General features: G+C 67.6%; 20 protein-coding genes, 1 tRNA gene, 1 rRNA gene and 1 pseudogene. 12 read left to right on the top strand and 11 right to left on the bottom strand.

Going from position 1 to position 23,866, the window contains the following annotated elements; all coding sequences use genetic code 11:
• Window positions 1–93 precede the first annotated feature (93 nt).
• The 5 genes from AB4Y80_RS08970 to AB4Y80_RS08950 all read left to right on the top strand — a co-directional run bounded on the left by AB4Y80_RS08970 (window position 94) and on the right by AB4Y80_RS08950 (window position 6,750).
• Window positions 94–1,614 (top strand): ABC transporter substrate-binding protein, encoded by a 1,521-nt coding sequence (locus tag AB4Y80_RS08970; RefSeq protein ID WP_442213712.1) that lies wholly within the window; start codon window positions 94–96, stop codon window positions 1,612–1,614.
• A gap of 93 nt (window positions 1,615–1,707) precedes the next feature.
• Window positions 1,708–2,655 carry an ABC transporter permease gene (locus AB4Y80_RS08965; protein WP_442213711.1) on the top strand — a complete coding sequence of 316 codons (948 nt, stop codon included), beginning with the start codon at window positions 1,708–1,710 and terminating at the stop codon, window positions 2,653–2,655.
• A gap of 10 nt (window positions 2,656–2,665) precedes the next feature.
• Window positions 2,666–3,526, top strand: coding sequence for an ABC transporter permease (locus tag AB4Y80_RS08960; RefSeq protein WP_442213710.1), 861 nt, complete (start codon window positions 2,666–2,668; stop codon window positions 3,524–3,526).
• Window positions 3,523–5,328, top strand: a complete 1,806-nt coding sequence (locus AB4Y80_RS08955; protein ID WP_442213709.1) for a dipeptide ABC transporter ATP-binding protein — start codon at window positions 3,523–3,525, stop codon at window positions 5,326–5,328. Before AB4Y80_RS08960 ends, AB4Y80_RS08955 begins: the two co-directional genes overlap by 4 nt.
• 30 nt (window positions 5,329–5,358) lie before the next feature.
• The gene (locus tag AB4Y80_RS08950; RefSeq protein WP_442213707.1) at window positions 5,359–6,750 is read left to right on the top strand and encodes an amidase; all 1,392 of its coding nucleotides are present in this window, start codon (window positions 5,359–5,361) and stop codon (window positions 6,748–6,750) included.
• Between the two features lie 37 nt (window positions 6,751–6,787).
• On the opposite strand, the gene AB4Y80_RS08945 is transcribed toward AB4Y80_RS08950, so the two are convergent.
• The 3 genes and pseudogenes from AB4Y80_RS08945 to AB4Y80_RS08935 form a co-directional block, all read right to left on the bottom strand.
• A complete protein-coding gene (locus AB4Y80_RS08945) occupies window positions 6,788–7,570 on the bottom strand; it encodes an SDR family NAD(P)-dependent oxidoreductase (RefSeq protein WP_442213706.1) in 783 nt (260 codons plus the stop codon).
• A gap of 39 nt (window positions 7,571–7,609) precedes the next feature.
• Window positions 7,610–9,103: an aldehyde dehydrogenase family protein gene (locus AB4Y80_RS08940; RefSeq protein ID WP_442213705.1), complete on the bottom strand. Its 1,494-nt coding sequence runs from the start codon at window positions 9,101–9,103 to the stop codon at window positions 7,610–7,612.
• A gap of 98 nt (window positions 9,104–9,201) precedes the next feature.
• A pseudogene (locus AB4Y80_RS08935) lies at window positions 9,202–9,249 on the bottom strand (hypothetical protein); the annotation flags it as partial.
• On the opposite strand from AB4Y80_RS08935, the gene AB4Y80_RS08930 reads away from it, so the two are divergent.
• Both AB4Y80_RS08930 and AB4Y80_RS08925 read left to right on the top strand, forming a co-directional pair.
• Window positions 9,231–10,391: a 3-isopropylmalate dehydrogenase gene (locus AB4Y80_RS08930; RefSeq protein ID WP_442213760.1), complete on the top strand. Its 1,161-nt coding sequence runs from the start codon at window positions 9,231–9,233 to the stop codon at window positions 10,389–10,391. The pseudogene AB4Y80_RS08935 and the gene AB4Y80_RS08930 sit on opposite strands and share 19 nt — an antisense overlap.
• Window positions 10,392–10,620: 229 nt before the next feature.
• A complete protein-coding gene (locus tag AB4Y80_RS08925) occupies window positions 10,621–10,935 on the top strand; it encodes a hypothetical protein (protein WP_442213704.1) in 315 nt (104 codons plus the stop codon).
• Window positions 10,936–10,945: 10 nt separating this feature from the next.
• Here AB4Y80_RS08925 and AB4Y80_RS08920 read toward each other — a convergent pair whose 3' ends face one another.
• Window positions 10,946–11,200, bottom strand: coding sequence for a cell division protein CrgA (locus tag AB4Y80_RS08920; RefSeq protein WP_442213703.1), 255 nt, complete (start codon window positions 11,198–11,200; stop codon window positions 10,946–10,948).
• 355 nt (window positions 11,201–11,555) lie between these two features.
• On the opposite strand from AB4Y80_RS08920, the gene AB4Y80_RS08915 reads away from it, so the two are divergent.
• The 3 genes from AB4Y80_RS08915 to AB4Y80_RS08905 are packed head-to-tail and all read left to right on the top strand — an operon-like array spanning window position 11,556 to window position 13,074.
• The gene (locus AB4Y80_RS08915) at window positions 11,556–12,266 is read left to right on the top strand and encodes a class E sortase (protein ID WP_442213759.1); all 711 of its coding nucleotides are present in this window, start codon (window positions 11,556–11,558) and stop codon (window positions 12,264–12,266) included.
• 3 nt (window positions 12,267–12,269) lie between these two features.
• Window positions 12,270–12,434 (top strand): hypothetical protein, encoded by a 165-nt coding sequence (locus AB4Y80_RS08910; protein ID WP_442213701.1) that lies wholly within the window; start codon window positions 12,270–12,272, stop codon window positions 12,432–12,434.
• Between the two features lies 1 nt (window position 12,435).
• Window positions 12,436–13,074 carry an aminodeoxychorismate/anthranilate synthase component II gene (locus tag AB4Y80_RS08905; RefSeq protein ID WP_442213700.1) on the top strand — a complete coding sequence of 213 codons (639 nt, stop codon included), beginning with the start codon at window positions 12,436–12,438 and terminating at the stop codon, window positions 13,072–13,074.
• Between the two features lie 43 nt (window positions 13,075–13,117).
• Here the strand turns inward: AB4Y80_RS08905 and pknB are convergent, their stop codons facing one another.
• From pknB to AB4Y80_RS08870, 7 genes are read right to left on the bottom strand one after another with little or no spacing between them, the layout of a single operon-like run.
• Window positions 13,118–15,049 (bottom strand): Stk1 family PASTA domain-containing Ser/Thr kinase, encoded by a 1,932-nt coding sequence (gene pknB, locus AB4Y80_RS08900; RefSeq protein WP_442213699.1) that lies wholly within the window; start codon window positions 15,047–15,049, stop codon window positions 13,118–13,120.
• A 60-nt stretch (window positions 15,050–15,109) separates the two neighbouring features.
• On the bottom strand, window positions 15,110–16,885 hold the full coding sequence (locus AB4Y80_RS08895) for a protein kinase domain-containing protein (RefSeq protein ID WP_442213698.1): 1,776 nt from the start codon (window positions 16,883–16,885) through the stop codon (window positions 15,110–15,112).
• Window positions 16,882–18,336, bottom strand: a complete 1,455-nt coding sequence (locus AB4Y80_RS08890) for a peptidoglycan D,D-transpeptidase FtsI family protein (RefSeq protein WP_442213697.1) — start codon at window positions 18,334–18,336, stop codon at window positions 16,882–16,884. The genes AB4Y80_RS08895 and AB4Y80_RS08890 overlap by 4 nt, the downstream gene beginning before the upstream one ends.
• On the bottom strand, window positions 18,333–19,700 hold the full coding sequence (locus tag AB4Y80_RS08885; RefSeq protein ID WP_442213696.1) for an FtsW/RodA/SpoVE family cell cycle protein: 1,368 nt from the start codon (window positions 19,698–19,700) through the stop codon (window positions 18,333–18,335). The genes AB4Y80_RS08890 and AB4Y80_RS08885 overlap by 4 nt, the downstream gene beginning before the upstream one ends.
• Window positions 19,697–21,409, bottom strand: coding sequence for a PP2C family protein-serine/threonine phosphatase (locus tag AB4Y80_RS08880; RefSeq protein ID WP_442213758.1), 1,713 nt, complete (start codon window positions 21,407–21,409; stop codon window positions 19,697–19,699). The genes AB4Y80_RS08885 and AB4Y80_RS08880 overlap by 4 nt, the downstream gene beginning before the upstream one ends.
• A gap of 2 nt (window positions 21,410–21,411) precedes the next feature.
• The gene (locus tag AB4Y80_RS08875; RefSeq protein ID WP_442213695.1) at window positions 21,412–21,897 is read right to left on the bottom strand and encodes an FHA domain-containing protein FhaB/FipA; all 486 of its coding nucleotides are present in this window, start codon (window positions 21,895–21,897) and stop codon (window positions 21,412–21,414) included.
• Window positions 21,894–22,697, bottom strand: coding sequence for an FhaA domain-containing protein (locus AB4Y80_RS08870; protein WP_442213694.1), 804 nt, complete (start codon window positions 22,695–22,697; stop codon window positions 21,894–21,896). Before AB4Y80_RS08870 ends, AB4Y80_RS08875 begins: the two co-directional genes overlap by 4 nt.
• A gap of 384 nt (window positions 22,698–23,081) precedes the next feature.
• Between AB4Y80_RS08870 and AB4Y80_RS08865 the strand changes: the two genes are divergently transcribed.
• Both AB4Y80_RS08865 and AB4Y80_RS08860 read left to right on the top strand, forming a co-directional pair.
• A tRNA-Leu gene (locus tag AB4Y80_RS08865) sits at window positions 23,082–23,164 on the top strand.
• Window positions 23,165–23,717: 553 nt separating this feature from the next.
• Window positions 23,718–23,866: ribosomal RNA gene (locus tag AB4Y80_RS08860) — 16S ribosomal RNA — on the top strand; the annotation flags it as partial.

The following is a 23,866-nucleotide window of genomic DNA, read 5'->3' as shown; positions in this document are numbered from 1 at the left end:
CATTGCTATAGGTTGATATATGTACTTCAATGTTGTTGGATAAGTCACATCGCAGGACTTTTCGAACAATCGATCTCAACCGATGGAGTGCTCATGCTTCGCTCAAAGAAAACTAGCCTGTCAGTGGCCCTGCTGCTGGCGTCCTCGCTGACCCTGGGCGCATGCTCCGCCGGTTCGACGACGGGCGGTGAAGGCGGCGGTGCCGCCAAGACGTCCATCACCGTGGCCTTGAGCGGCCCGCCCGTCAATCTCGATTTCACGACGACGGCGGGCTCGGCGATTCCCCAGGCGCTCATGGCCAACGTCTACCAGGGGCTGGTGCGCGTTGACCAGGACGGAAAGATCCAGCCCCTGCTCGCCGACTCCTGGGAATTGAGCCCGGACCGCACCACGTATACCTTCAAGCTCCATCCCGGCGTCACCTTCTCCAGCGGTGATGCCTTCACGGCCGACGATGTTAAATTCAGCATAGATCGCGTGAAGTCCGACGCCTGGAAGTCCAGCCTGAAAGCCAAGATGAACGTCGTCAAGGACGTCGTGGTCGTCAGCGACACCGAAGTCAAGGTGGTGCTCAAGCAGCCAAGCAACGCCTGGCTCTTTGACATGGGCTCGCGCATTGGGGCCATGTTTGACCCGAAGGGTGTTGGCGACCTGGCCAACACACCCGTCGGCACCGGCCCCTACACGGTCTCATCGTGGAAACCGGGCGAGTCCATGGAGATGAGCGCCCGCACCGACTATTGGGGCCAGGCTCCCAAGGTCAAGACCGCGACGTTGCGCTACTTTGCCGACGCCACGGCCACGACCAACGCGCTGCAGTCGGGGGACGTCGACGTCGTTTACAACATGCAGGCACCGGAACTGCTCTCCAGCTTCCAGGGCAACAAGGACTACCAGGTCCTCGAAGGCACCTCCACCGGCGAGATCATCCTCTCGATGAACAACAAGGCGGCCCCGTTCAACGACGTGCGGGTACGCCAGGCCGTCATGTACGCCATCGACCGCAAGGCCGTCAGGGACACGGCCTGGAACGGCCTCGGCACGCTCGTCGGGGGCCCGGTTCCGCCGACCGACTCCTACTATGAGGATCTGAACGGCGTGTATCCGTTCAACCCGGACAAGGCCCGGGCCCTGCTCAAGGAGGCCGGCGCCGAGAACCTGAACATCACCTTCTCCGTGCCCACCCGCCCCTATGCAACCGCCGTGTCCGAAATTGTGGTGTCCCAGCTCAAGGACGTGGGCATCAACGCCAAGATCGCCTCCACCGAATTCCCCGCCGTCTGGCTGGATAAGGTCTTTACCAAGCACGACTACCAAATGTCCGTCATCCTGGCGGTGGAGCCACGCGACGTGCTGACCATGTTCAACGACCCCAACTACTACATCGGCTTCGACAACTCCAAGATCAAGGCGGACGCGGCGGCCGCCGACATGGCTGACGAGGCCGGCTACGTCTCGGGGATGAAGAAGGTGGTGCGTACCATAGTCGAGCAGGCCGGTTCCGACACCCTCTTCCTGTTCCCCAACATCGTGGTGGCGAAATCCGGTGTCACCGGCATCCCCGCCAACGCCGTATCCGAAGGCCTTGACCTGAGTGTCATGGGCTGGAAATAGGATCCTCCGGGACCTGGTGGTTGCCCGCCGGATCGCGCGGGGCGCGTGCTTGAGAGGGACTGAGACAATGGATCAACTGATGGGAGGCCCGGCATGGTGATGCGCATTCTGACCAATCTGGCCAGGTTTGCGGCCAGCTTCGTCGCCGCCACCGTCCTGGTGTTCCTGTTCATGCGCGCGATCCCCGGCGATCCGGCCCAGATTGCCCTGGGCGTAGATGCGACGCCGGAGCTCATCGCCAAGACCCGCGCCGAATTCGGTACGGACCAGCCACTCCTCGTGCAGTACCTTGACTGGGTCCGCGGGCTGCCGTTCGGGGACTTCGGCACCTCCTACGTGACGCACCGGGACATCAGCCCGCTGGTGGCCGACCGGGTGCAGGTCTCGCTGATCCTGGTCCTCCTGGCGATGCTCGTGGCCCTGATCATCTCCATCCCGCTCGGCACGCTGGCGGCGGTCCGGCACCGCAAGGCCTCCGGCGCCGTCATCAGCGCCATCAGCCAGCTGGGCATAGCCATCCCGGGCTTTCTGGCCGGAATCCTGCTCGTGGTCGTCTTCGCGATCGGGCTGGGCTGGTTTCCGGCCAACGGCTGGACCCCGCCCGGGGCGGACTTTGGCCGGTTCCTGTCCCGGGTCGCACTGCCGGTGCTGGCGCTGGCGTCCGTGCAGGGGGCCATCCTCACCCGGTACGTCCGCTCGGCCGTGCTGGAGGTGATGAGCGAAGACTATTTGCGCACCGCCCGGGCCAAGGGGCTGTCGCCACTGGCCGCCCTGCTCAAGCATGGCCTGCGCAACGCCGCGATCCCGGTCCTGACGGTAACGTCCGTCCAGTTGGCGGCATTGATCATCGGCGCGGTAGTCATCGAGCGTGTCTTCGTCATCCCCGGACTTGGATCGATGCTCCTGGATGCCGTCGGCAACCGGGACATGCTCACCGTCCAATCGGTGGTGATGGTGCTCGTCGGCATCACCTTGGTCATCAACTTGTTCGTGGACGTGTTCTACACCGTCCTGGATCCGCGCATTCGGAAATCGGCTTAGGGGAACGTCCATGGCATCGAAGATCCTGACAGTCAGGCCGGCCAAGCGCAGGCGCCCCTGGCGCGGGTCCATGGTGGTCGGCGTCGTACTCGTGGGCGCCGTGGTCCTCGCGGCCCTGGTGTCGTATTTCTGGACGCCGTTCAACCCCACCCAGGCCTATCCGCTGGATCGGCTGCAGGGCCCCGGCCCCACCCACCTCATGGGCACCGACCGGTACGGCCGCGACGTGTTCTCCGGCATCCTCTACGGTGCCCGCATCACGCTCCTGGTCGGCGTCGTCGCCGTCGGCATCGCCCTGCTGGTTGGCACGCCGCTGGGCATCCTGGCGGGCATGAAGCGCGGGGCGACGGAGGAAGTGACCATGCGGTTCGCCGATATCCTGCTCGCCTTCCCGGCCCTGTTGATGGCCATCATGTTTTCGGCCGTCTTCGGCGCCAGCACGGTGACCGCGATGATCGCCATCGGCATTGGCTCCATTCCCGGGTTCGCCCGGGTGGCCCGGTCCGGGACCCTGCAGGTGATGAGCACCGAATACGTCCAGGCGGCCCGGGCGGCCAGCCAGCCGGCATTCCGCATCGCCCGGCGGCACGTGCTGCCCAATATTGTCGGCATGGTGGTGGTGCAATGCTCGGTGACCTTCGCCCTGGCCGTGCTGGCCGAGGCCGCCCTGTCCTTCCTGGGGTTGGGCACCCCGCCGCCGGTCCCGAGCTGGGGCCGGATGCTCCAGGAGGCCCAACAATACCTGGGCACGTTCCCCCTGCTGGCCATCTGGCCCGGCATGGCGATCGCCGTGGCCGTCATGGGCTTCAACATGCTTGGCGACGGGCTGCGGGATCGCTTTGACCCCAAACTGAACGGAGACCGCCCATGAGCGCCCCGACGACCGGCCTGCTCACGGTCCAAGACCTCTCCGTGCAATACGGCGCATTCACGCTGGTGCGCAACGTGTCCTTTGAGATGGCCCGCGGGGAGCGCATCGGGCTGATCGGTGAATCCGGCTCCGGGAAATCACTGACCACCACCGCCCTAATGGGGCTGCTGCCGGACGGGCTTTCCGCCTCGGGCGCCGTGTATCTGGCCGGCCACGGCCACAACTTCGTCGGCGCCCCCGACGCCGCCATGCGCAAGATCCGCGGCCGCGACATGACCATGGTGTTCCAGGAACCGCTCACCGCGCTCAACCCGCTCATGCGGGTCGGGGCACAGGTTGCCGAGATCATGACCGTGCACAAGACCGCCGCGTCCCGCCGGGAAGCGCGCGCCAGGGCGATCGCCATGCTCGCGTCGGTGAAGCTGCCCGATCCGGCCGAGGCCGCCCGCGCCTATCCGCACCAGCTCTCCGGCGGCCAGCGCCAACGCGTCATGCTGGCCATGGCGCTGGCCAACGACCCCTCGCTGCTGCTGTGCGATGAGCCGACCACCGCCTTGGACGTCACGGTCCAGCGCCAGGTGCTGGACCTGGTCCTTGAATCCGTGACCGAACGCGGCACCGGCCTGCTCTTCATCACGCACGACCTTGCGGTCGTCGCCAACATGTGCACCCGCGTCCTGGTCATGAACAACGGCAGCGTGGTCGAGGAGGGCAGCACCGAGGACATCTTCTCCCGCCCGCAGCACGCCTACACGCGCGGGCTGCTCGCCGCCAGCGACATGGAGGCGACGGACCGCGACGGCCGCCTGTTCACCGTCACCTCGGCCGCGGCCTATGTGCCCCTGACACCGGCGGAAGTTGCGGCCCGCGCCAGTGCCCGCGCCCGCGACAATGATGCCGGCGTCGCCCCCGAAGTGGCGGACGACGGCGGTGCGGTCGCCGCCGGCACGGACGCTCAGGCAAACCCCGTGGCCCCGGTCATCGCCGTGTCGGGGCTGACCCGCACCTACCGGCGGGACCGTCCCTCACTGTTCGGCAAGGCCGCCGAGGTGCACGCGCTCAAGGACGTGAACTTTGCGGTGCGTCCGGGCGAACGCCTCGGGGTGGTCGGTGAGTCGGGCTCCGGGAAGTCCACGCTGCTGCGCATCCTGGCCGGGCTGGACCGGCCGACGACCGGATCCGCCGTCGTCGCCGGCAATGAGGTGGCCGGCGCCACCGAACGCAGCCTGGTGCAGCTGCGCCAGGAGTTGCAGATTGTCTTCCAGGACCCGATGGGCTCGCTTGACCCGCGCATGCGGGTGCTGGAGATCATCACCGAACCCCTCCTGGTTCCCGGGCGCACCGAGACCGCAGCGCAGCGCCGTGCCATGGCCGAGGCGATGCTGGACGCCGTGGGGTTGGGCCCGGAAACCCTGGACCGCTACCCGCACCAGTTCTCCGGCGGCCAGCGCCAACGCATCTCGATCGCCCGGGCACTCATTTGCCGTCCCCGGGTCCTGGTGGCCGACGAACCGGTCTCCGCGCTGGACGTGTCGGTCCGGGCGCAGGTTTTGAACCTGCTGGCGGATTTGGTGGACCAGTATCAACTGACCCTCGTCTTCGTCTCCCACGACCTGGCCGTGGTGCGCCACCTGTGCGACCGGGTGGTCGTGATGCGCGACGGCGAGATCGTCGAGGCCGGCGACACCGAGACCATTTATCAAAACCCGCAACATCCGTATACGCAAAAGCTCGTGGCCAGTTCCATGAACCTGCGCGCCGAGGTGCTGGCCAAGGAACTTCTCGCTCTCCGAAGTGATTAGGACCGCCGCCGGCGCACGAAGGGACCGTCCATGAGACAGACCGCGCAAGACCTATCCGCCACCGAACTGTCCGCCGCCTACGCGGCCGGACTGGATCCGCGCGAGGTCGCCGAGTCGGTGCTGGCCCGCATCGCGGAACGTGAGCCGGTCCTGAATGCCTTCTACGTCCACGACCCGGACCAGGTGCGCCGCGACGCCGAGGCCTCCGCGAAGCGCTGGGCGTCCGGCACGCAGCTTTCGGCCTTCGACGGCGTCCCGGCCACGGTGAAGGAGAACATCCCGCGCGCCGGGGTGCCCGTCCCCTCCGGCACGGCCCTGGCGAACCCGCCCGTGGCGGCCGAGAACGCGCCCGTCACCGACCGGATGCTGGAGGCCGGGCTCGTCCTGCTCGGCTCCACCACCATGCCCGACTGGGGCATGCTGTCCTCCGGGGTGTCCTCCCGGCACGGGATCACACGCAACGCCCTGGACCCGGCGCTGACCACCGGCGGTTCCAGTGCCGGTGCCGGTGCCGCGGCCGCCGCCGGGTACGGGCCGCTGCACGTTGGCACCGACATCGGCGGCTCCATCCGGCTGCCGGGCACCTGGGCCGGGCTGGCCACCTTGAAGCCGAGCGCCGGGCTGGTCCCGCTGCACGCCCCCTACCTGGGCCGGGCGGCCGGCCCGCTGGCCCGCACGGCCGCCGACGCCGCCGCCTTGATGAGCGTGATCGCCCGGCCCGACGTCCGCGACTACTCCGCCCGCCCCTACCCGAGGATGGACTGGTTCGCCGGTCCCGCCAACCCGTCCGGGCTGCGGGTCGGGTTGCAGCTCAACGCCGGATCGGGCGCCGAGGTCGACCCCCAGATCGCCGCCGCCGTGCAGCGCGCGGCGGATCTCTTTGCCGCGGCCGGCGCCCGCGTCCGTGAGCTTCCACCCTTCATGACCCCGGAGCAGCTGGCCGGCATCGACGCCTTCTGGCGAACCCGGTCCTGGGCGGACTACAGCGCGCTCGAGGAGGGTCAGCGCGAGAACGTGCTGCCCTACATTGTCCGCTGGTGCGCCGGCGGCAGGAACTACGACGGCGTCGCCACCATGGTGCACTACCACCGGTTCGCTCAGGTGCAGCAGGCCACCATCGCCGCCACCCGGGACTTTGACCTGGTGCTGTCCCCCGTGGCGCCCATGGCGGCGTTTCCCGCCGAACAGCCCATGCCGATCGATGATCCGGACCGGCCGATGGCGCACATCTCCTTCACCATGCCCTACAACATGTCCGGCCAGCCGGCGGCGACCGTGAACTGCGGCTTCATGGCGGACGGGCGCACCATCGGACTGCAATTGGCCGGGCCGGTGGGTGCCGATGACAGGGTGTTGGCGGCGGCCGCCTGGTTTGAAACGGTGCGCGGGGACGCGTCACCGGATTGGTCGCGCGTCCCCTGACACCTGACTCCTGAGGCGGGCGCCCCGAGCCGGGCACTCAGGCCGGCGGGGTGAACCGCCCGTCGATGGCCGTCCAGCCGCCGTCGACGGTCAGCACCGAGCCCGTGACGAAGCTGGCGGCATCTGAGGCCAGGAAGACGACGGCGCCGGCCAGTTCCTCCGGCCGGGACCAGCGGCCCAGCGCGCTCTTGTTCGCGTAGGCGTCGTACCACTGTGGATTGGCCTTGATCTGGGCCGTCAGCGGCGTCTCCACCACGCCCGGGGCGACGGCATTCACGCGCACCCCCTGCGGGCCGAATTCGGCGGCCGCCGTGCGAATCAGCTGCACCAGCCCGGCTTTCGTGGCCGCGTAGGCGCCCTGGCCCGGTTCCACCACGGTGGCCCGGATCGAGGAGAAGCCGGTGATCGAGCCGCCGCCCCGGGCCGCCATCTGGGGCCCAAACGCCCGGATCAGCCCGAAGGATGCCCGCAGGTTCAGGTTCACCACCTTGTCAAAGTCCTCCATGGTGTAGTCGGCGATCCGCTTGCGGACATTGGTGGCGGCCGTAAAGACCAGCGAATCCACGGCGGGGTGGGCGGCCGCGACGGCGCCCACGGCGTCGATGTCGGTGACGTCCAGCTCAAGAGCCGAGGCGGTGCCGCCGGCCAACGCGGCCGTCTCCCGGGCGGCCTGCAGGTTGCGGTCGGCGCAAATGACGTCGGCGCCCTGGGCCGCCAGGGCGAGGGCCGATTCACGGCCAATGCCGCTGCCGGCCCCGATGACCATGGCAAGGCGCCCGTCCAGGCGGAAAAGCTGGGTGTAGTCGATGGCTGAATTCACGTGGTTTCCTTGCGTCGGTGCGGAGTCTGGGAGGGTGGCTTAGGCGGGGCGGATCATGGCCATGCGGGTGGTGGTGAATTCCTCGATGGCCCACCGCGGGCCCTCCCGGCCAATGCCGGAATCCTTGACGCCGCCGTAGGGCATGATGTCGGAGCGGAAGCCGGGGATCTCGTTGACCACCACGCCGCCGACGTCGAGTTGGTTGATGGCTGCGAAGGCCGAGGCCAGGGAGCGCGTGTACACGGACGCCTGGAGACCATAGCGGGAGTCGTTGACCAGCTCGATCGCCGCGGCCAGGGTGTCCACCGTTTCCAGGGCGACCACCGGGCCAAAGATCTCCTGGCACCACAGCGGGGAGGTGCGCGGGACGTCGGCGAGCACCATCGGGTAAACGAGCGATGCCGTGGCTCCGGCCGGCGTACCCGGTGCGTGGCCGGCGGGTGCATTTGTCGCGACAATGCGGGCACCCTGGGCGACGGCGTCCGCCACCCAGGCGGTGATCCGGGCGGCCGAGGCGGCGTTGATGACGGGGGCGACGCGGGTGGCAAGGTTCCGGGGGTCGCCCACGACGACCTCGGGCAGCCGGGCGGCCAGCTTCCGCGTGAATTTGGCGGCGATGCCCGGCAGCAGGACCACGCGCTGGACGGAGATGCACGCCTGCCCGTTGGCGTAGAAGCCGCCGCGGATGACGGCGTCCACCGCGGCGTCGACGTCGGCGTCGTCATCGACGATCAACCCCGTGTTGGAGCCCAGCTCCAGCACGGCCTTCCGGGGTGCCGCGTCGCGGGCGATCCGGTGGCCGACGGCGGCGGAGCCGGTGAAGGAGATGACGGCGGCACGGGGGTCCCGCACGAGCGCCTCGCCGACGTCGATGCCGCCGTTGACCAGTTGCACCGCCGCGCGGGGCAGGCCGTGGGCGGCCAGGACGTCTCGAATCAGCTCGACGAGCCGCAAGGTGGCCAGCGGGGTGTCCGGGGACGGCTTGATGATGATGGGGCAGCCGGCCGCCAGCGCCGGGGCAATCTTGTGGCTGGCCAGGAGCACCGGGTAGTTGAAGCCGGCGATGCCGACCACGACGCCGGCCGGGCGGCGCGTGTAGTAGCCCAGCATGCCGGCGCCGAGCGGCTGCAGGTCCAGCGGCACCGTCTCCCCGGTCATCCGGCTGACCTCCTCGGCCGCGGCCGTCCAGGTGGTCAGCGTGCGCGCCATCTCCACGGCACAGTCCACCGCGGGCTTGCCCGTTTCAAGCACCAGCACCCGCTGCAGTTCCTCGGAGCACGCGGCCAGGGCGTCGTGGATGTCGGCCAGCAGTGCCCGCCGGGTGCCCGTGGTGGCGGCGGCCATCGCCGGGCGGACGGCGGCGGCCTCGGCCATGGCCCGCGCGGCGCTGGCGGCATCCCCTACCGGTGCCGTGCCGATCACCGAGCCGTCAAAGGGGAAGAAGACGTCGGCCCGGGCGACGGCGGGGAGTCCGGCGTCGCCAATGGGCAGGTCCTGGCTGGGCTGCGCAGTGGACAGGGCGGAGATACTCATGGCAGTTCCTTTCCGGGCGCCGCGGTGGTGCCGTGTGGGACGGGGGCTCAGACACACCCTAGCCGTCGAGTGGTCTTACCAGTAATATAAGCAGACTACTAGCGAACGACGGGTGGAGGCAATGGATATGACGATCGGGACGAGTTTGACGACGGACGGGCGAAGCTATCGGCTGGCGGTCGTGCCGGGCGACGGGATCGGCCCGGAGGTCACCGACTGCGCCCTGGCGGTGCTCGACGCCGCCGAGGAACTCTTCGGATTCACGACGACGCGCGAACACCTGGACGCGGGGGCACGGCACTACCTGGCCACCGGCGAGCTCTTCAGCCCCGACATCGCGCTGCGCCTGCGGGCCAACGACGCGATCTTGTTCGGCTCCATGGGAGACCCCTCGGTGGCGCCGGGCATCCTGGAGCGCGGCTTCATCCTGGCCATGCGCCAGGCGTTCGAGCAGGCGGTGAACCTGCGACCGGTGCGCCTGTACCCGGGCGTGAAGACGCCCATCGCCGGGCTGACCCCGGAGCGCTGCGACCTGGTGATCGTGCGGGAGAATACCGAGGGCGCGTATGTCGGCCGCGGTTCGACGGTGCATGCCGGCACCGCCAACGCCGTGGCGATCCAGGAGTCGGTGAACACCCGCGCCGGCATTGAACGGGTGGTGGACTACGCGTTCCGGCTGGCATCCTCCCGGCGCAAGAAGCTCACGCTGTGCCACAAGACCAACATCCTGCTCGAGGCCGGCAAGTTGTGGCAGGAGACGGTTAACGAGCTGGCCGGCCGCTACCCGGATGTCGAGACGGACTACGTCCACGTGGACGCCATGTGCTTCCACCTGCCGCTCGCCCCCGAGCGCTTCGACGTCGTCGTCACCGACAACCTCTTCGGCGACATCATCACGGACCTGGGTGCGGTGATTCAGGGCGGCCTCGGAGTCGCCGCCAGCGCCAACCTCAACCTCGACGGCAGCGCCCCGAGCATGTTCGAGGCCATCCACGGGTCGGCGCCGGACATCGCCGGCAAGGGCTACGCCAACCCGGCCGGCGCCATCCTGTCGCTGGCCATGTGCCTGGCCCACCTGGGCGAAGCCGAGGCCGCACGCTCGATTGAATCCGCCGTCGTGCAGGTCCTGGGCGCCATGGACGGGCTCAGCGGCCCGGCCATGGGCGGGAGCACGGCGCGCATTGGTGAACGGATGGCCTCGGCACTGGCCGACGTGGCGGCCGGCCGGACACCCCAGCTTGCCGGATCCTCGGTCATGGCGGGCATGCGGGCGGCGGCCAACGCCTAGGGCAGGCATCCCGGCAGCCGTCCGCACCCGGGGACCGGGCCCCGGCGATGGTGTGGGCAACCCCTGTCGCATCCCGGGGCCGCGGCCTAGACTAAAAGTTACCGAGCGGCCGCCCCGGGCTGCATCCGATCCAGATGGTCGAGCCCAGATGGCCGAGCACAGGTGGCCGAGTACAGGTGGCCGAGTGCGGAGAGCGGCATGAACGGGCACAACGAAGAAGGGCAAGGCAATGTCCGGTGAACATGAGAAAGATGAGCCAACCGAAACCAGCGAGCCGGACGTGGATCGCGGGCGCTACGTGCAGGGCGCCTATGGCAAGGCCGGCGCGGAGCCGGGCCACCTCAGCGGCGAGTCGGAGGGCCAATACACCGAAGGCGACTACGGGCGTACGGGAACCGAAGACGCCCACGCGGACAGCGCCGCGGGCAGGTTTGTGGAGGCCGACTACGGCGACGCCGGCGACGCCCCCGGCCACGAGGCAACCGATCCCAAGGGCCGCTACACGACCGGCGACTACGGCGACGCCGGCGATGTAGAGGTTTGAGGCCGGTAGCCTAGCTGCGCCACCGGGTGGTCATCATGAACCCCGCCAGGGCGATGGCGAAGCCGATGCCGATGTTCCAGTTGGTGATCCCGGGGATGGGCAGGCCGCCGTCGGAGATGTAGTAGGTGATGATCCAAAACAGCCCGACCAGCATCAACGTCACCATCACCGGAAGGAACCATACGGCATTGGGCTTCTGGGCCTTGGTGGACCGGGTGACGGCCGGCCCCTTGGCGGCACGGCGACGGGACTTTGACTCTGGCACAGGAACTCCTTGACTTCGTGGCGTGGCCGCGGCACCCTGTGCCGCGACCGCGGCAGATGCGCCCCGTGGCACGGTGCGGGCAAAAATCCATGGACTGAATTCTTTGGGGGCCTGATCTGCCGGTATTGTTGACGTAATTCTAGCTGTTAACGCTGCGGCACAGGATTGCATGAATTCAAGGGCAGGATTTCAGCGCCGCACCCAGGAGGGCCCCGGAGTGGTTCGATCCCCAGAACGGCTCGATTCCTCCGTCGGTGTCGCCGATCTGCTCTCCGGCAATCGCGCCGCACGCGCCCGCTCCGCACGCGGGCGGAGCCGGGCCGCGGCCCGGCTCCCCCGGCGGAGCCTGCCGCGCATGGTGGTGCAGCTGACCGGCGAACTCCTCATCACCGCGGGCATCCTGTTGCTGCTGTATGTGGCGTGGGAACTGTGGTGGAGCAATATCGACGCCGGCAATACCCAGGCCCAGGCCGTGGAACGGTTCACTCGTGACTTCCAGGGTCCGCTGATTCCCCCGGTGCCCCAGGCCCCCGCAAACTTTGGCCCGCCGAAGGTCACGGCCGCACCGGCCGCCGGCGTCGTCTTCGGGGTGGTGTACATTCCGCGCTTCGGCCCCGCCTACAGCCGCCCCCTGGTGGAGGGGACGTCCCCGGCACAGCTGGACACCCTGGGCCTGGGCCGTTATGCCCAGTCCGCCATGCCGGGGGAGATCGGCAACTTCTCGGTAGCCGGCCACCGGCAAACGCACGGCGCCGTGCTGGACGCCATCCACACCCTGGTCCCGGGTGATCGGATCTACGTCCAAACCGGGGACGGTTACTACACCTATGTTTTCCGGAATAATGAAATAGTGCTGCCGGACCGCGGCGACGTGCTGTTGCCGGTGCCAACCCGGAAAGGCGCCGCGCCCACGGAACGGTACCTGACCATGACCAGCTGCAACCCGCGCTTTGGCGCCGAGGAGCGCATCGTGGCGTACGCCGTCATGGAGTCCTGGCAGCCCGCCGGCGCGGGACCCCCGGCGGCCATCGCCGCGCAGCTGGCCGCCAACAAGGAGAAGGGATAAAACGTGTACGCCTGGATTTTCCGCCGCCTGCCCGGACCGCTGTGGTTCCGCATCATCACCACGGTCCTCTTCCTCGCCGCGGTAGTGCTGGTGCTGTGGCAATTTGTTTTCCCCTGGCTGTCCCAATACAACCCGCTCAATGAGTCCACGATTGGTGGTGGAGCCTGACATGGCCCTGCGCATTCTAGTGATCGATAACTACGACAGCTTTGTCTACACCCTGGTTGGCTACCTGCAGCAGCTCGGTGCCGAGACAACGGTTGTCAGGAACGACGACGTCACCCTGGCCGAGGCGGTGGAGCTCGCCGCCGCCCGGGACGGGGTCCTGATCTCCCCCGGCCCGGGCACCCCGGCCGAGGCCGGCGTGTGCATCGAGCTGATCAGGTGGTGCGGCGAGCATGCCAAGCCCATGCTGGGCGTCTGCCTGGGCCACCAGGCCCTGGCGGAGGCCTACGGCGGGGTGGTCACGCATGCGGCGGAACTCATGCACGGCAAGACCAGCGAGGTCCACCACCACGGCGACGGGGTTTTTGCCGGGCTGCCCAGCCCCGTGACTGCCACCCGCTACCATTCCCTGGCCGCCGTCCGGGACAGCATCCCGGACACGCTGGAGATCACCTCCGAAACCGCCGACGGCGTCATCATGGGGTTGGCGCACAGGAGCGCGCCCCTGTGCGGGGTGCAGTTCCACCCGGAGTCGGTCCTGACCCAGGGCGGCTACCAGATGCTCGGCAACTGGCTTGAATCACTGGGCCTGACGGGCGCGGCCGCCAAGGCGGCGACGCTGAGCCCGCTCATCAACACCTAAGCACCAAGAATCGCGGCCACGCGGCCCGGGCCGCCCCCGCCGGCTACGGCTTGGGGGCGGAGGAGGGACCGGAGTTGTCCGGCTCCTCCGTCGGGGTCGGCCCGTCCGACGGCGGCTCCACCGCCGGTGCCTTGGCCAGGGTCACGGTGATCGTCGTCCGCTGCGCCACCCGGGTGCCGGCCGACACGGATTGTTTCATGACCATGCCCGGGGCCACCGCGGTGTTTTCCGCCTCCTCGAAGACCACGGCCAGGGTGGGCGAGGCCTTGGTCAGCGCCGCTTCCACGGCCTTTTTGACTTGGGCCGGGTCCTTGGTGAGATCGAAAAGCGAGGGCATGTCGACTTGGCCGTTGGAGATCTTCAACGTGACCTCGGTGCCGACCGGCACGGACGTGCCGGGCGCGGGATCCGTTGTCACCACCAGGTTGGCCTGGATTTGGGGATCGGTGACGAAGTCATTGGGCTTGAAGGCGAGGTTGAGCGCGGCCAGCTCCGCCCGGACCTCCGACTCCGTCCGCCCCGCGATGTCCTTGGGGATGGTGACTTCCGACGGGCCCTTCGAGACGAAAACATCAATGACGGTGTGCGGGTTGACCTGCACTCCGGCGTGCGGATCCGTGCGGATGACGTTCCCGGCGTCGACGTCGGTGCTGAATTCCTCGACCGGCTTGGGGTCCAGGCCCAGGCTGCTCAATTGCGCCAGGGCCTCCTCTTCGCTGACGTTGGCCAGGACCGGGACCGTGACCGGGACCGGCGCCGCGGGCCGGTCACTGAGCCACATGTAGCCAAAGACGCCGCCGCCGGCCAGGATGAGGGCCAGAAAAACGAACAAGGTGGCGATCCAGGCGCGCCGCCGGCGCTTCACCCGGCGGTCCGGTTCGACGGGTACCTCCGGGAGGTCGGCGTCGTCCCGGATGAGCGCGCCGCCGGCCAGCACCTTCGCCATGGCCCGCGTGGCCGGGCCGTCGCCATCAAGCGGTGTGGTGCGGGGTTCAGGCACCGCGGGGGCCGCCGGCGAACCCACAAAGGGGGCCGGTGCGGGGGCGGCCACCGTGGTCACCAATTCGGTGGGCAGGGACGCGGCCGCGGCGGGGGCCAGGGTGACGCCGGTCCGGGCTGCACGCAGGGCCCGCCGGAAGGCGGCCGCGTCCTGGAAGCGGTCCGCCCGGTCCTTTTGCAGCGCCCGCAACAGCACGCTGTCCACCGCCGCGGACACGTCCCGGTTGAACTTGCTGGCCGGCGGCGGCACCTCGCGGACGTGCTGGTAGGCAACTGAGACCGGCGAATCCCCGGTGAACGGCGGCCGGCCGGCCACCATTTCATAGAATAGGCAGGCGGTGGAATACAGGTCGCTGCGGGCGTCAACGGCTTCGCCGCGCGCCTGTTCGGGGGAGAGATACTGGGCGGTTCCCATGACGGTTTGCGTCTGCGTCATGGTGGCGGCGGTATCGGACATGGTTCGGGCGATGCCAAAATCCATGACCTTGACGGTGCCCAGGCGCCCGGGCCGGGAGGCATCGGCGGTGACCATGACGTTGGCCGGCTTGATGTCCCGGTGCACGATGCCGGCGCGGTGACTGTATTCCAGGGCCGACAGCACGCCCAGGGTGTACTCGATGGCCCGGTCGATGCCGATCTCGTCGGCCCTGATCAGTTCCCGCAGGGTCTGCCCGTGCACGTATTCCATCACGATGTACGGCAGCCGGGCGCCGTCCTGCAGCGGATCCTCCGAGGGGTGCTCCCCGGTGTCGTAGACGGCCACGATGGACGGGTGGTTCAGGCCCGCCACGGCTTGCGCCTCCCGCCGGAACCGGGCCTGCAGCTGTGTATCGCGGGCCACGTCCCCGCGCAGCACCTTGATGGCAACCATCCGGTCCAGGCGGGTGTCCAGGGCCTTGTAGACGTCGGCCATGCCGCCGCGTCCAAGCAATTCGCCGATCTCGTACCGCCCATTGAGGACGCGCGGAATATTCACCGGATCAGGGTCCTTTCGGTGGGTGGGTGGATTGGTGGGTCGTATGGTGCGGGCGGCTTACTATTTGGCCGGTGCCTTGGGCGTGGCCGATTCCGTGGCTCCCGGCCCGGTGGAAACGTAGTACGTCACCACCGAACCCTTGGCCGCGGGAGACCCCGCCGCCGGGTTCGTGCGAATGACGATGCCCCGGTCCACGGTCGAGGACGGTTCGTCCACCTGGGCGGGCTGGAACCCGGCATCCACCAGGGCCTTGTTGTAGTCGTTGGCCTTCTGGCCCGCATAGGAGGGCACGGTCGCCGTCTCCGGTCCCTTCGAGACGGTGACGGTCACCTCGGTGCCCTCCGTCATGGGGCCGCTGGGGCTCAGGTCCATGACCAACCCGGCCGCGACGTCGTTGCTGAATGCGTCGGCCCGCTTGACCTGCAGCTTCATGCCGATGAGTTCGCTCTGGACCTCCGCATACGGCCTGCCCAGGAACTGGTCCGGGTGCACCGTCACCTCGGTCGGGGCCGTGGAGGTGGGGGTTTCGGCCGCCGTGGTGGTCGGCGTTTCCACCGGGGTGGTCTCCGCGGTCGTCACGGCAATGGACGACGGCGGCGCCGAGGACGCCGTGGCTGCCGGCTTGGCGTCGAAGATGCCCAGATTTTGCAGCAACAGCGCAACGATGGCAAAGAGCAGCAGCGCGATCAACGCCACCGCCGGCCACGTCCACGGGCTGCGGCCGCGCTTGGCCGGCTCCTGCGCCGGTTCCTCATCGCTGTCCTCAAAATCGGCGTCGGAGGCAGCCTCCTCGTGCCAGGCCCGTTCGGCGCTCAGGGCCCCCGCGCGGGTCATGGCCGCGGCAGGCGCCTCGGCACGGTCCCCCTCAACGGTGGGCAGCGCCGTCGTGCTCGGCTCGGCTACATTGCCCACCACCGACGTGGCGGCCGTCGCGTTCAGGTCCACCGGCGCCGTGATGGGCCCGGTGGTGGCCTCGAACAACAGCATGCCCGGGACGGCTGCATGGGCGCCGTTGATGTTGCCGACCCGGATGGCCTCGGCGGCCTCGGCCAGCTTGAGCGCATTGGCCGGACGGTTCGCCGGGTCCTTGGCCAGCATGGACATGAGCAGGGCGCGCACCGGAGTGGGCAGCGTGTCCGGCAGCGGCGGCGGGGCGTCGTTGACCTGGGCGAGGGCAATGGCGATCTGGGACTCGCCCGAGAACGGGCGGTGGCCGGTGATGCACTCGTAACCGATGACACCCAGGGAATAGATGTCCGAGGAACCCGTGGCGATCTGGCCGGTGGCCTGCTCCGGGGCCAGGTACTGGGCGGTGCCCATCACCTGGCCGGTCTGCGTCAGGGGCACCTGGTCCGCCAGGCGGGCAATGCCGAAGTCGGTGATCTTGACCCGGCCCTCGGGGGTGATGAGCAGATTGCCGGGCTTCACGTCGCGGTGCACCAGGCCCTGGGCGTGCGCCACGGCCAGCGCGCGGGCGGTCTGGGCAATCATGGACAAGGTCCAGTCCGCCGAGAGCACGTGCTCGCGCTCGATCATCGCGGAGAGCGGCTCGCCGGGGACCAGCTCCATGACCAGGTACGCCGAGCCGTCCTCTTCGCCGTAGTCAAAGACGTTGGCGATGCCCACGTGGTTCAGCAGGGCCGTGTGCTTGGCCTCCGCCCGGAACCGGGCCCGGAAGCCGGGATCCCCCGTGTATTCGTCCTTGAGTATCTTGATTGCGACAATGCGACCCAGGACCAAATCCTGTGCCTTCCATACCTCGCCCATACCGCCGATGGCAATGCGTGAGGTGAGTTGGAATCTGCCGCCTAAGGTGATTCCTGAAGTAGGCCTCACTTTTTCAACACCGCCTTGAAGAGTTTGCTTGCGTTGGGACTTGTTAATTGCGCCCCGGTCAGGACGTCAACATCTGGCATGACGATGGTGACCACCACGGAGGGGTCATCCGCCGGGGCGAACCCGGTAAACCATGAATTGTTTAGGTTGTTGGCCACTTCCGCGGTTCCGGTCTTCCCGGCCACCTTCACGCCCGGCACGGCCGCCGCCCTGGCAATGCCGTTGTCCACGACGCTGACCATCCAGTCCGTGATTTGCCGGGCAATCTCCGGGGTAGTTGATTGCCGCAGCACCTCCGGGGTCAGGCTCTGCACCGTTTTCAAGTCCGGCGTGCGCACGGCCTTGACCAGGTTGGGCTTCATTTGCTGGCCGCCGTTGGCCAGGGCGGAGGTCATCATGGCGATCTCCAGGGGCGTGGCCAGCACGCTTTCCTGGCCAATGGCGCTGCGGGCCAACTGCGGGGCGTCCAGGGTGCCCTTCGTGCCGGGGAAGACGCTGCCCGCCACGGCATCCGGGAACTTCAGCGACTTGTCATTGAAGCCGAACTTTTCCGCCGCCGCCGTGATCGGCCCCTGGCCAAGGTCCAAGGCGATGCTGGCAAACGGGGTGTTGCACGAGTTTTCCAGGGCAAACGCGAAACTCGCCTTTTCCTGCGTGTAACACTGCCCGTAGCGGTAGTTGGGGAGCGTGTAGTCGATGCCCGGGAAGGGCAGGCTTGCCGGGTTGGGGAGCACGCTGTCCTTGGTGTACTTTCCGGATTCCAGCGCGGCGGCCGTGTCAATGAGCTTGAAGACCGAGCCCGGCGCGTACTGCTGCTTGTAGGCCGCCGAGCCGAAGAGGTTGATGCCCGGGATGTGCACCAGCTTCTCCTGGGCCGCGGTCACGGCGGCGGCGCTGTGGCTGGCCATCTGATTGGTGTCATAGGAGGGCTTGGAGACCATGGCGATGATGGCGCCGGTCTTCGGGTTCATCACCACAATGGAGCCGGCCACGCCGTCCGGGATCATGTCGTAGGCCATCTTTTGGATCGCCGGGTCGATGGTCAATTCCACGGAGCGGCCCTGCGGCTGCGCGCCGGTGAACGTCTGGGCGATCCGGTCGAACAAGGCGTCGTTCGAGGTGCCGGCGAGCTCGTCCTTCATGGCCGACTCAATGCCGTACTGGCCCGCGTACATGCTAAAGAACCCGGTGATCCCGGCGTAGAGGAAGGGATCGTTGTAGGTGCGCTGGAACTTGCAGTCCGAATCGGTGGCCACGGACTCCGCGATGGGATGCCCGGCCACCAGGATGGGCCCGCGGTTGCTGCAGAAGTTCTGCACCAGCTGGCGGTTGTTGTTGGCGTTGTTGTTCAGCGAGTCGACGGCAAAGAACTGCACATAGGTCACCGAGCAAAAGAGCAGGGCAAACAAGGCGATGGCGACGACCCAGGCGTTGCGGATGGCCTGGTTCATGGGGCGCTCACCTCCTCCTGGTGGTCCGTCGGTTCGGCGGAGACATCGATGGGACGCCTGGCCGCATTGGAAATCAGCAAAAGGAGGGCCACGATGATCCAGTTGGCCAGCAGCGAGGACCCGCCCGCCGCGAGGAAGGGGGTGGTCAGGCCGGTCAGCGGAATCATTCCGGTGACGCCGCCGATCACCACAAAGCACTGCAGCGCCAGCGCAAACGACAGGCCGACGGCCAGCAGCTTGCCGAACGAATCCCGGGTGCCCAGCGCGGCGCGAAAACTGCGGGCAATGAAAAGGGCGTACAGCATGACGACGGCGAAGAGGCCGACCAGGCCCAGCTCCTCGCCAATGCTGGCAATGATCATGTCGCTGTTGGCCAGGGGGACGCTGTCCGGGGAGCCCTGCCCGAACCCGGTGCCCAGCAAGCCGCCGTTGGCCATCCCGAACATGCCCTGGACCACCTGGAAGCTGCCGCCGGCCGCGCCAATGTACTGGGGATCGAAGGCGTTGAGCCAGACATCGATGCGCCGGTGCACGTGCGAGAAGAGATGGTAGGCGGCCGTGCCGCCGACGGCCATCAGCAGGACGCCGATGATGACCCAGCTGATGCGGCTCGTGGCCACATAGATCATGACCATGAACAAACCGAAGAACAGCACGGACGTGCCCAGGTCGTGCTGGAAGACCAGGACGCCCACGCTGGCCAGCCACGCCACGATCATCGGAGCGAGGTCCCGTGTCCGGGGCAGCTGCAGCGGTCCGATCTTCTTGCCCGCCAGCAGGATCAGGTCGCGGTTGGATGAAAGATACCCGGCAAAGAATATGGCCAGGGTGATCTTGGCGATTTCACCGGGCTGGAAGGTAAACGGGCCCAGCCTGATCCACACGGTGGCCCCGTTGACGTCGCCGGCGGAGATGCCCGGAACCAGGGGCAGGATCAAGAGGATCACCGAGACCAGGAGCGAGATGTAGGTATAGCGGCGCAGGATGCGGTGGTCCTTCAGCAGCCAGATCACGGCGATCGCGGCCGCCACGGCCAGGCCCGTCCAGAGCCACTGCCGCTGCCCGGCATTGTCCCCGGAGGTGATGTCCAGGCGGTGAATGACCGCCAGGCCCAGGCCGTTGAGGGCCACCACCACGGGCAATATGACCGGATCGGCATATTTGGCCCGGAAGCGAAGCGTCAGATGCACGGCCAAGGACAAGCCGGCCAACACAGCCGACTGCGTGTAAAAGTCGTTGTCAAAGCTCCGGCCAAGGTTCAGGTTCACCAAGGCGTTGGCCAGGATCCCCACGCCCAGGGCCAGGATCAGCAACACCAGCTCCGTGTTGCGCCGGGGAGTGCCCACGGTCAGTAACTGGCTCATTGCGCACCGTCCGTACATGTTGGCGTGCTGGACGGGGGGATGTCATTCGCCGTGGCAAGCCCGGTGGCCTTCGGCGTTGCCTTGGCCGCCGGGGTGGCCGCCTTGGCACTGGTGGCGCCGGTCGCCGCCCCGGATGTGCCCGCCGCCGTGGAGGTCTTGGGGGCCGTGGTCGACGGCGTCACCGCATTGCACGGCGGCATTCCGGTGCCGGTGCCCAGCTGCAGGTCGCTGATGATCTGCTCGGCGTCGCCGAGTGTGCCCGCCGGCAGGGTTCGCTGGATGAGCTGCTGCGAATATTCCGGCAGCGAGGAAACCTCAACACCGGTTTCCCGTTGGAGGTGGGAGAGAGAAATGGGGCCCAAGGATTGTGACACGCCGTTGAAAATGGCCGCGTGGCCGTTGGAAACGCCCACATAATATTGCGTCTGGGTCCAGGCGTAGGCGGCCCACGCGCCGGCCAGGATGACGATGGCCGTCACGGCTCCGAGCACGGCGAGCACCAGGGTGCGGCGGCGCGCGTTGGGGACCTCGTCGGCGCCCTCGACCGGGCGCTGGGCGGCGTCGTCCGGCTTGTGCGTGAGCACCGTGGCGGCGCGCTGCGTGGCCGGGTGGTGGGCCAGCAGTGGAATCTTGCCCTCGGCATTGGCCGTCAGGGCCGCGCCCACGAGTTCATGCGGGCGCAGGGACAGCTCATGGCGGACGACGGCGGCGCGTATGTGCAGGCCAATATCGTCCCCGCTGCCGGGCCGGGGTTCCCCCGGTGCGGCGGCTTCGGCCCGGTCCCGGAGTTCCAGGGCCGTCGCGGCCGCCTCGGATTCCCCGACCACGAACACGGCGCCGGCCAGCTCCTCGAGCGCGGTCGGCTCCTCGCGCACGACGGGCGTGGCGGCACCGGCGGGGGCGGCGGCGGGCGCGTCCCCGGCGTCGTCCAGCAACACGGGAACGGTTTGCAGGGCGGCGGTGGGGGTGTCATCCCCGGCCGACTCGGCGACCTCAAAGACCACCACCGTGACATTGTCCGGCGAGCCGGCGGCCAATGTCAGTTCAATCAGGGTGTCCGCGGCCGTGGCCAGGCTCTTGGTGTGCCGGATGACCTCCTCGATCACCTCGTTCCGGACAAAGTTCAGCCCGTCGGAGCACAGCAGCCAGCGCTCCCCGGGCGCCGCGTCAAAATACCGCAGGTCCAGTTCGGGGGAGGCGTCAACGTCGCCGAGCACGCGCATGAGCACGTTCTTGTGCGGATGGACCTCGGCCTCCGCCTCGGTCATGCGGCCCTCGTCGATCATGCGCTGGACAAAGGTGTGGTCCGTGCTCATCTGCGCGAAGGAGCCGTCCTTGAGCCGGTACGCGCGCGAATCGCCAATGTGCGCATACGCCAGGCGCTCCCCGGTCAGCAACAGCGCCGTCACCGTGGTGCCCATGCCGGCCAGCTTCGGATTCACGTGCACCAGTTCGGAGAGCAGTGAATTGGCGGTCTGGATTTCGTCGGCCAGGTGCGTGCCGGCGTCGTCCTGGTAGTTGTCATGGTCCAGATGGATCAGATCGAGCACCGTTGAGGCGCTGGCAACGTCGCCGCCGGCGTGGCCGCCCATGCCGTCGGCCACCACGGCCAGGTACTTGCCCGCGTACGCGGAGTCATCATTCTTTGCGCGGACCAGGCCCACGTGTGACCGGGCGGCGTAGCGCAGGATCAACGGGTGTTCGGCCATGCTCACGGCCTCAATTCGATGACCGTTTTGCCGATCCGAACCGGAACCCCAAGCTCCACGGGCAGGGCGCGAGTCAATTGCGAGCCGCCAAGGTAGGTTCCGTTGGTGGATCCCAAGTCTTCAATGAACCAGCGCGTGCCCTGCGGGAACAGGCGGGCGTGGCGGCCGGATGCGTAATCGTCCTCCAAAACCAGCGTGGCATCCTGGGCGCGGCCGAGCAGGATGGGGGTGTCGGCGAGTTCCAGGGTGGTACCGCTCAGCGGGCCCTCGGTCACCACCAGTTCCCGCGCCTGGACCTTCGTGGGCGCCGGCGCCTCAGCCAATTCAGGGTGCTTGCGGGCCTGGCGCGCCGTGGGGGCGCCGACCTTGGCCTTGCGCCCAATGACCAGGTCGCGGCGCATGGCAGCAACAACGCTGAAGACCATGATCCAAATCAGGATGAGGAACCCAAAACGCAAGATCGTCACGGTCAGGCTGAGTTCATTCATGCGCGGCCACCGTTTCGGGCCGGCAGGATGCGGAAGATGATCTCGGTCCGGCCCATGGTGATCGTGGTTCCGTCGGTGAGGGGCGCGCTGCCCTGGACGCGGTGTCCATCCACATAGCTGCCGTTGGTGGAGCCAAGGTCGACGGCGGTGCTGACGCCGTCCCGGGTGCGGATCTCCAGGTGCTTGCGGGAGACGCCGGTGTCCTCGACCAGGATGTCCGCCTCCGAGGACCGGCCCAGGATGATGGAACTGGCGTTGAGCGAGTACCGCTGCCCGGCAATGTCCAGGACGGGCTGCCCACCGGGGACGGGCGGCGGCGCGGCGGCCGTCTGACGCTTGTAGACGGGAGCCGGCGCACGCGGTGCCGGCGGCATCGCGGGCGGGCGGCCCGCGGCGCTGCCGTGGGCCGGCTGGGCGGGGCGCTGGCCGTTCTCCCGCTCGGTGGCCGAGGCGACCTCAAAATGCCCGGGGCGCAGTCCCGGCTCATGGTTGAAGGCCACCCGTACCGGCCCCTGCAGGACGTAGCCCTGGCCGCGGGCGTGGTTGATGACGACGTCGCACAGCTCTTCGGCCAAGGTGACGCCCCAGGAACGGGCCCGTTCAAAGTCGGCGTCGCCAAGCTGGATATTGAAAACATTCGGGGCCAGTGTGCGGCCCGCGTCCAAGGTCATGGACTTGTCATCGAGCTCACGCCGGAGCGCGCTGGCCATTTCCACCGGTTGGAGTGCCATGGAGCCGCGGGAGAAGGCGCCACGGACGGCCTTCTCGATGCCCTTTTCGACATTGTCGAACAGTCCCATGGTTCTCCTCTCGTTCTCCATCGTGCCGGTACGTCATTCCTTACAAGGGCGGGCCGCCGGTACCGGGGGCGGCCCGTTGAAAATTGGCGCTTTCGAGCCATCGCGCCGGTCCGTGACAACGGTGCACCACCCCGATACTACTGGGCCTATCTTGGAATTACCTTATTGGAGGGCCCCGACGCCATGGAATTCATCCTCAGTCCGGGGATGCCGCCAGGACCCCGATTCGGACCGGGATCCTTGAATTTCCAATGGTCCTTGAGTGGGGTGGAACCGTGCCGCCGCGGCGGGGAGGAGCCATTTTGGATTTACCCGCAGTGTCCTATATGCTTGATCTCGCTGTTCCACTGGCCCCCGGTTCGGGGCCATGGGAAAAGTGAAAACGCGCGAGTGGCGGAACGGCAGACGCGCTGGCTTCAGGTGCCAGTGTCCGAAAGGGCGTGGGGGTTCAAATCCCCCCTCGCGCACGTTTTGAAAATCCCCGGTGGACTTCGGTTCGCCGGGGATTTTTTTGCGTTCCCCACGGCTCTCCCGCGCGCCACGGGCGGCCGCGCCGTGGCACCGATCTCCCCTGTTCCCCGGGCCTGGTCCGGACCCTTGGTGGATTTGCGTGGGGTGTGAAAGGTGTGTATTGTTTTTCGAGTTGCCCCAGTTCGTTGGGGTGCCGATTCTCCGGTGTGGGTTGCCTGTTGTGGGTGGTTTGTGTCGGTGGTTTGGTGGTGTGGGTCACGGTTTGTGGTTTGCGTTGCCGGGCGGGGTCGGGTATATTTGAGAAGTTGCTCCGGCGCTGATCGCCACGRAATTGTGTGTTGGGTTTCGGGTGTGTTGGTCGGGTGTGGTTGTTGTTTGAGAACTCAATAGTGTGCCAAGTTTTATTGATACCAATTTATTTATTTGATTGGTTATTGGATCGTCTGCTGCCGCCCCTGTGGTGGTGGATGGTTTTTTAGCTGGTTTCGAATTTAGTGCATCATGGCGTCGCCTTTTTCCGGTGTGTTGTGGTGTGTCTGTTTGTTKTTMTTAACGGAGAGTTTGATCCTGGCTCAGGATGAACGCTGGCGGCGTGCTTAACACATGCAAGTCGAACGATGATCCCCAGCTTGCTGGGGGGATTAGTGGCGAACGGGTGAGTAACACGTGAGTAACCTGCCCTTGACTCTGGGATAAGC

The sequence above is a fragment of the Specibacter sp. RAF43 genome, from assembly GCF_052114065.1.
Taxonomy (GTDB): domain Bacteria; phylum Actinomycetota; class Actinomycetes; order Actinomycetales; family Micrococcaceae; genus Specibacter.
Note: the sequence above shows the minus strand (reverse complement) of the source record. Positions and strands in the feature narration are given on the sequence as shown.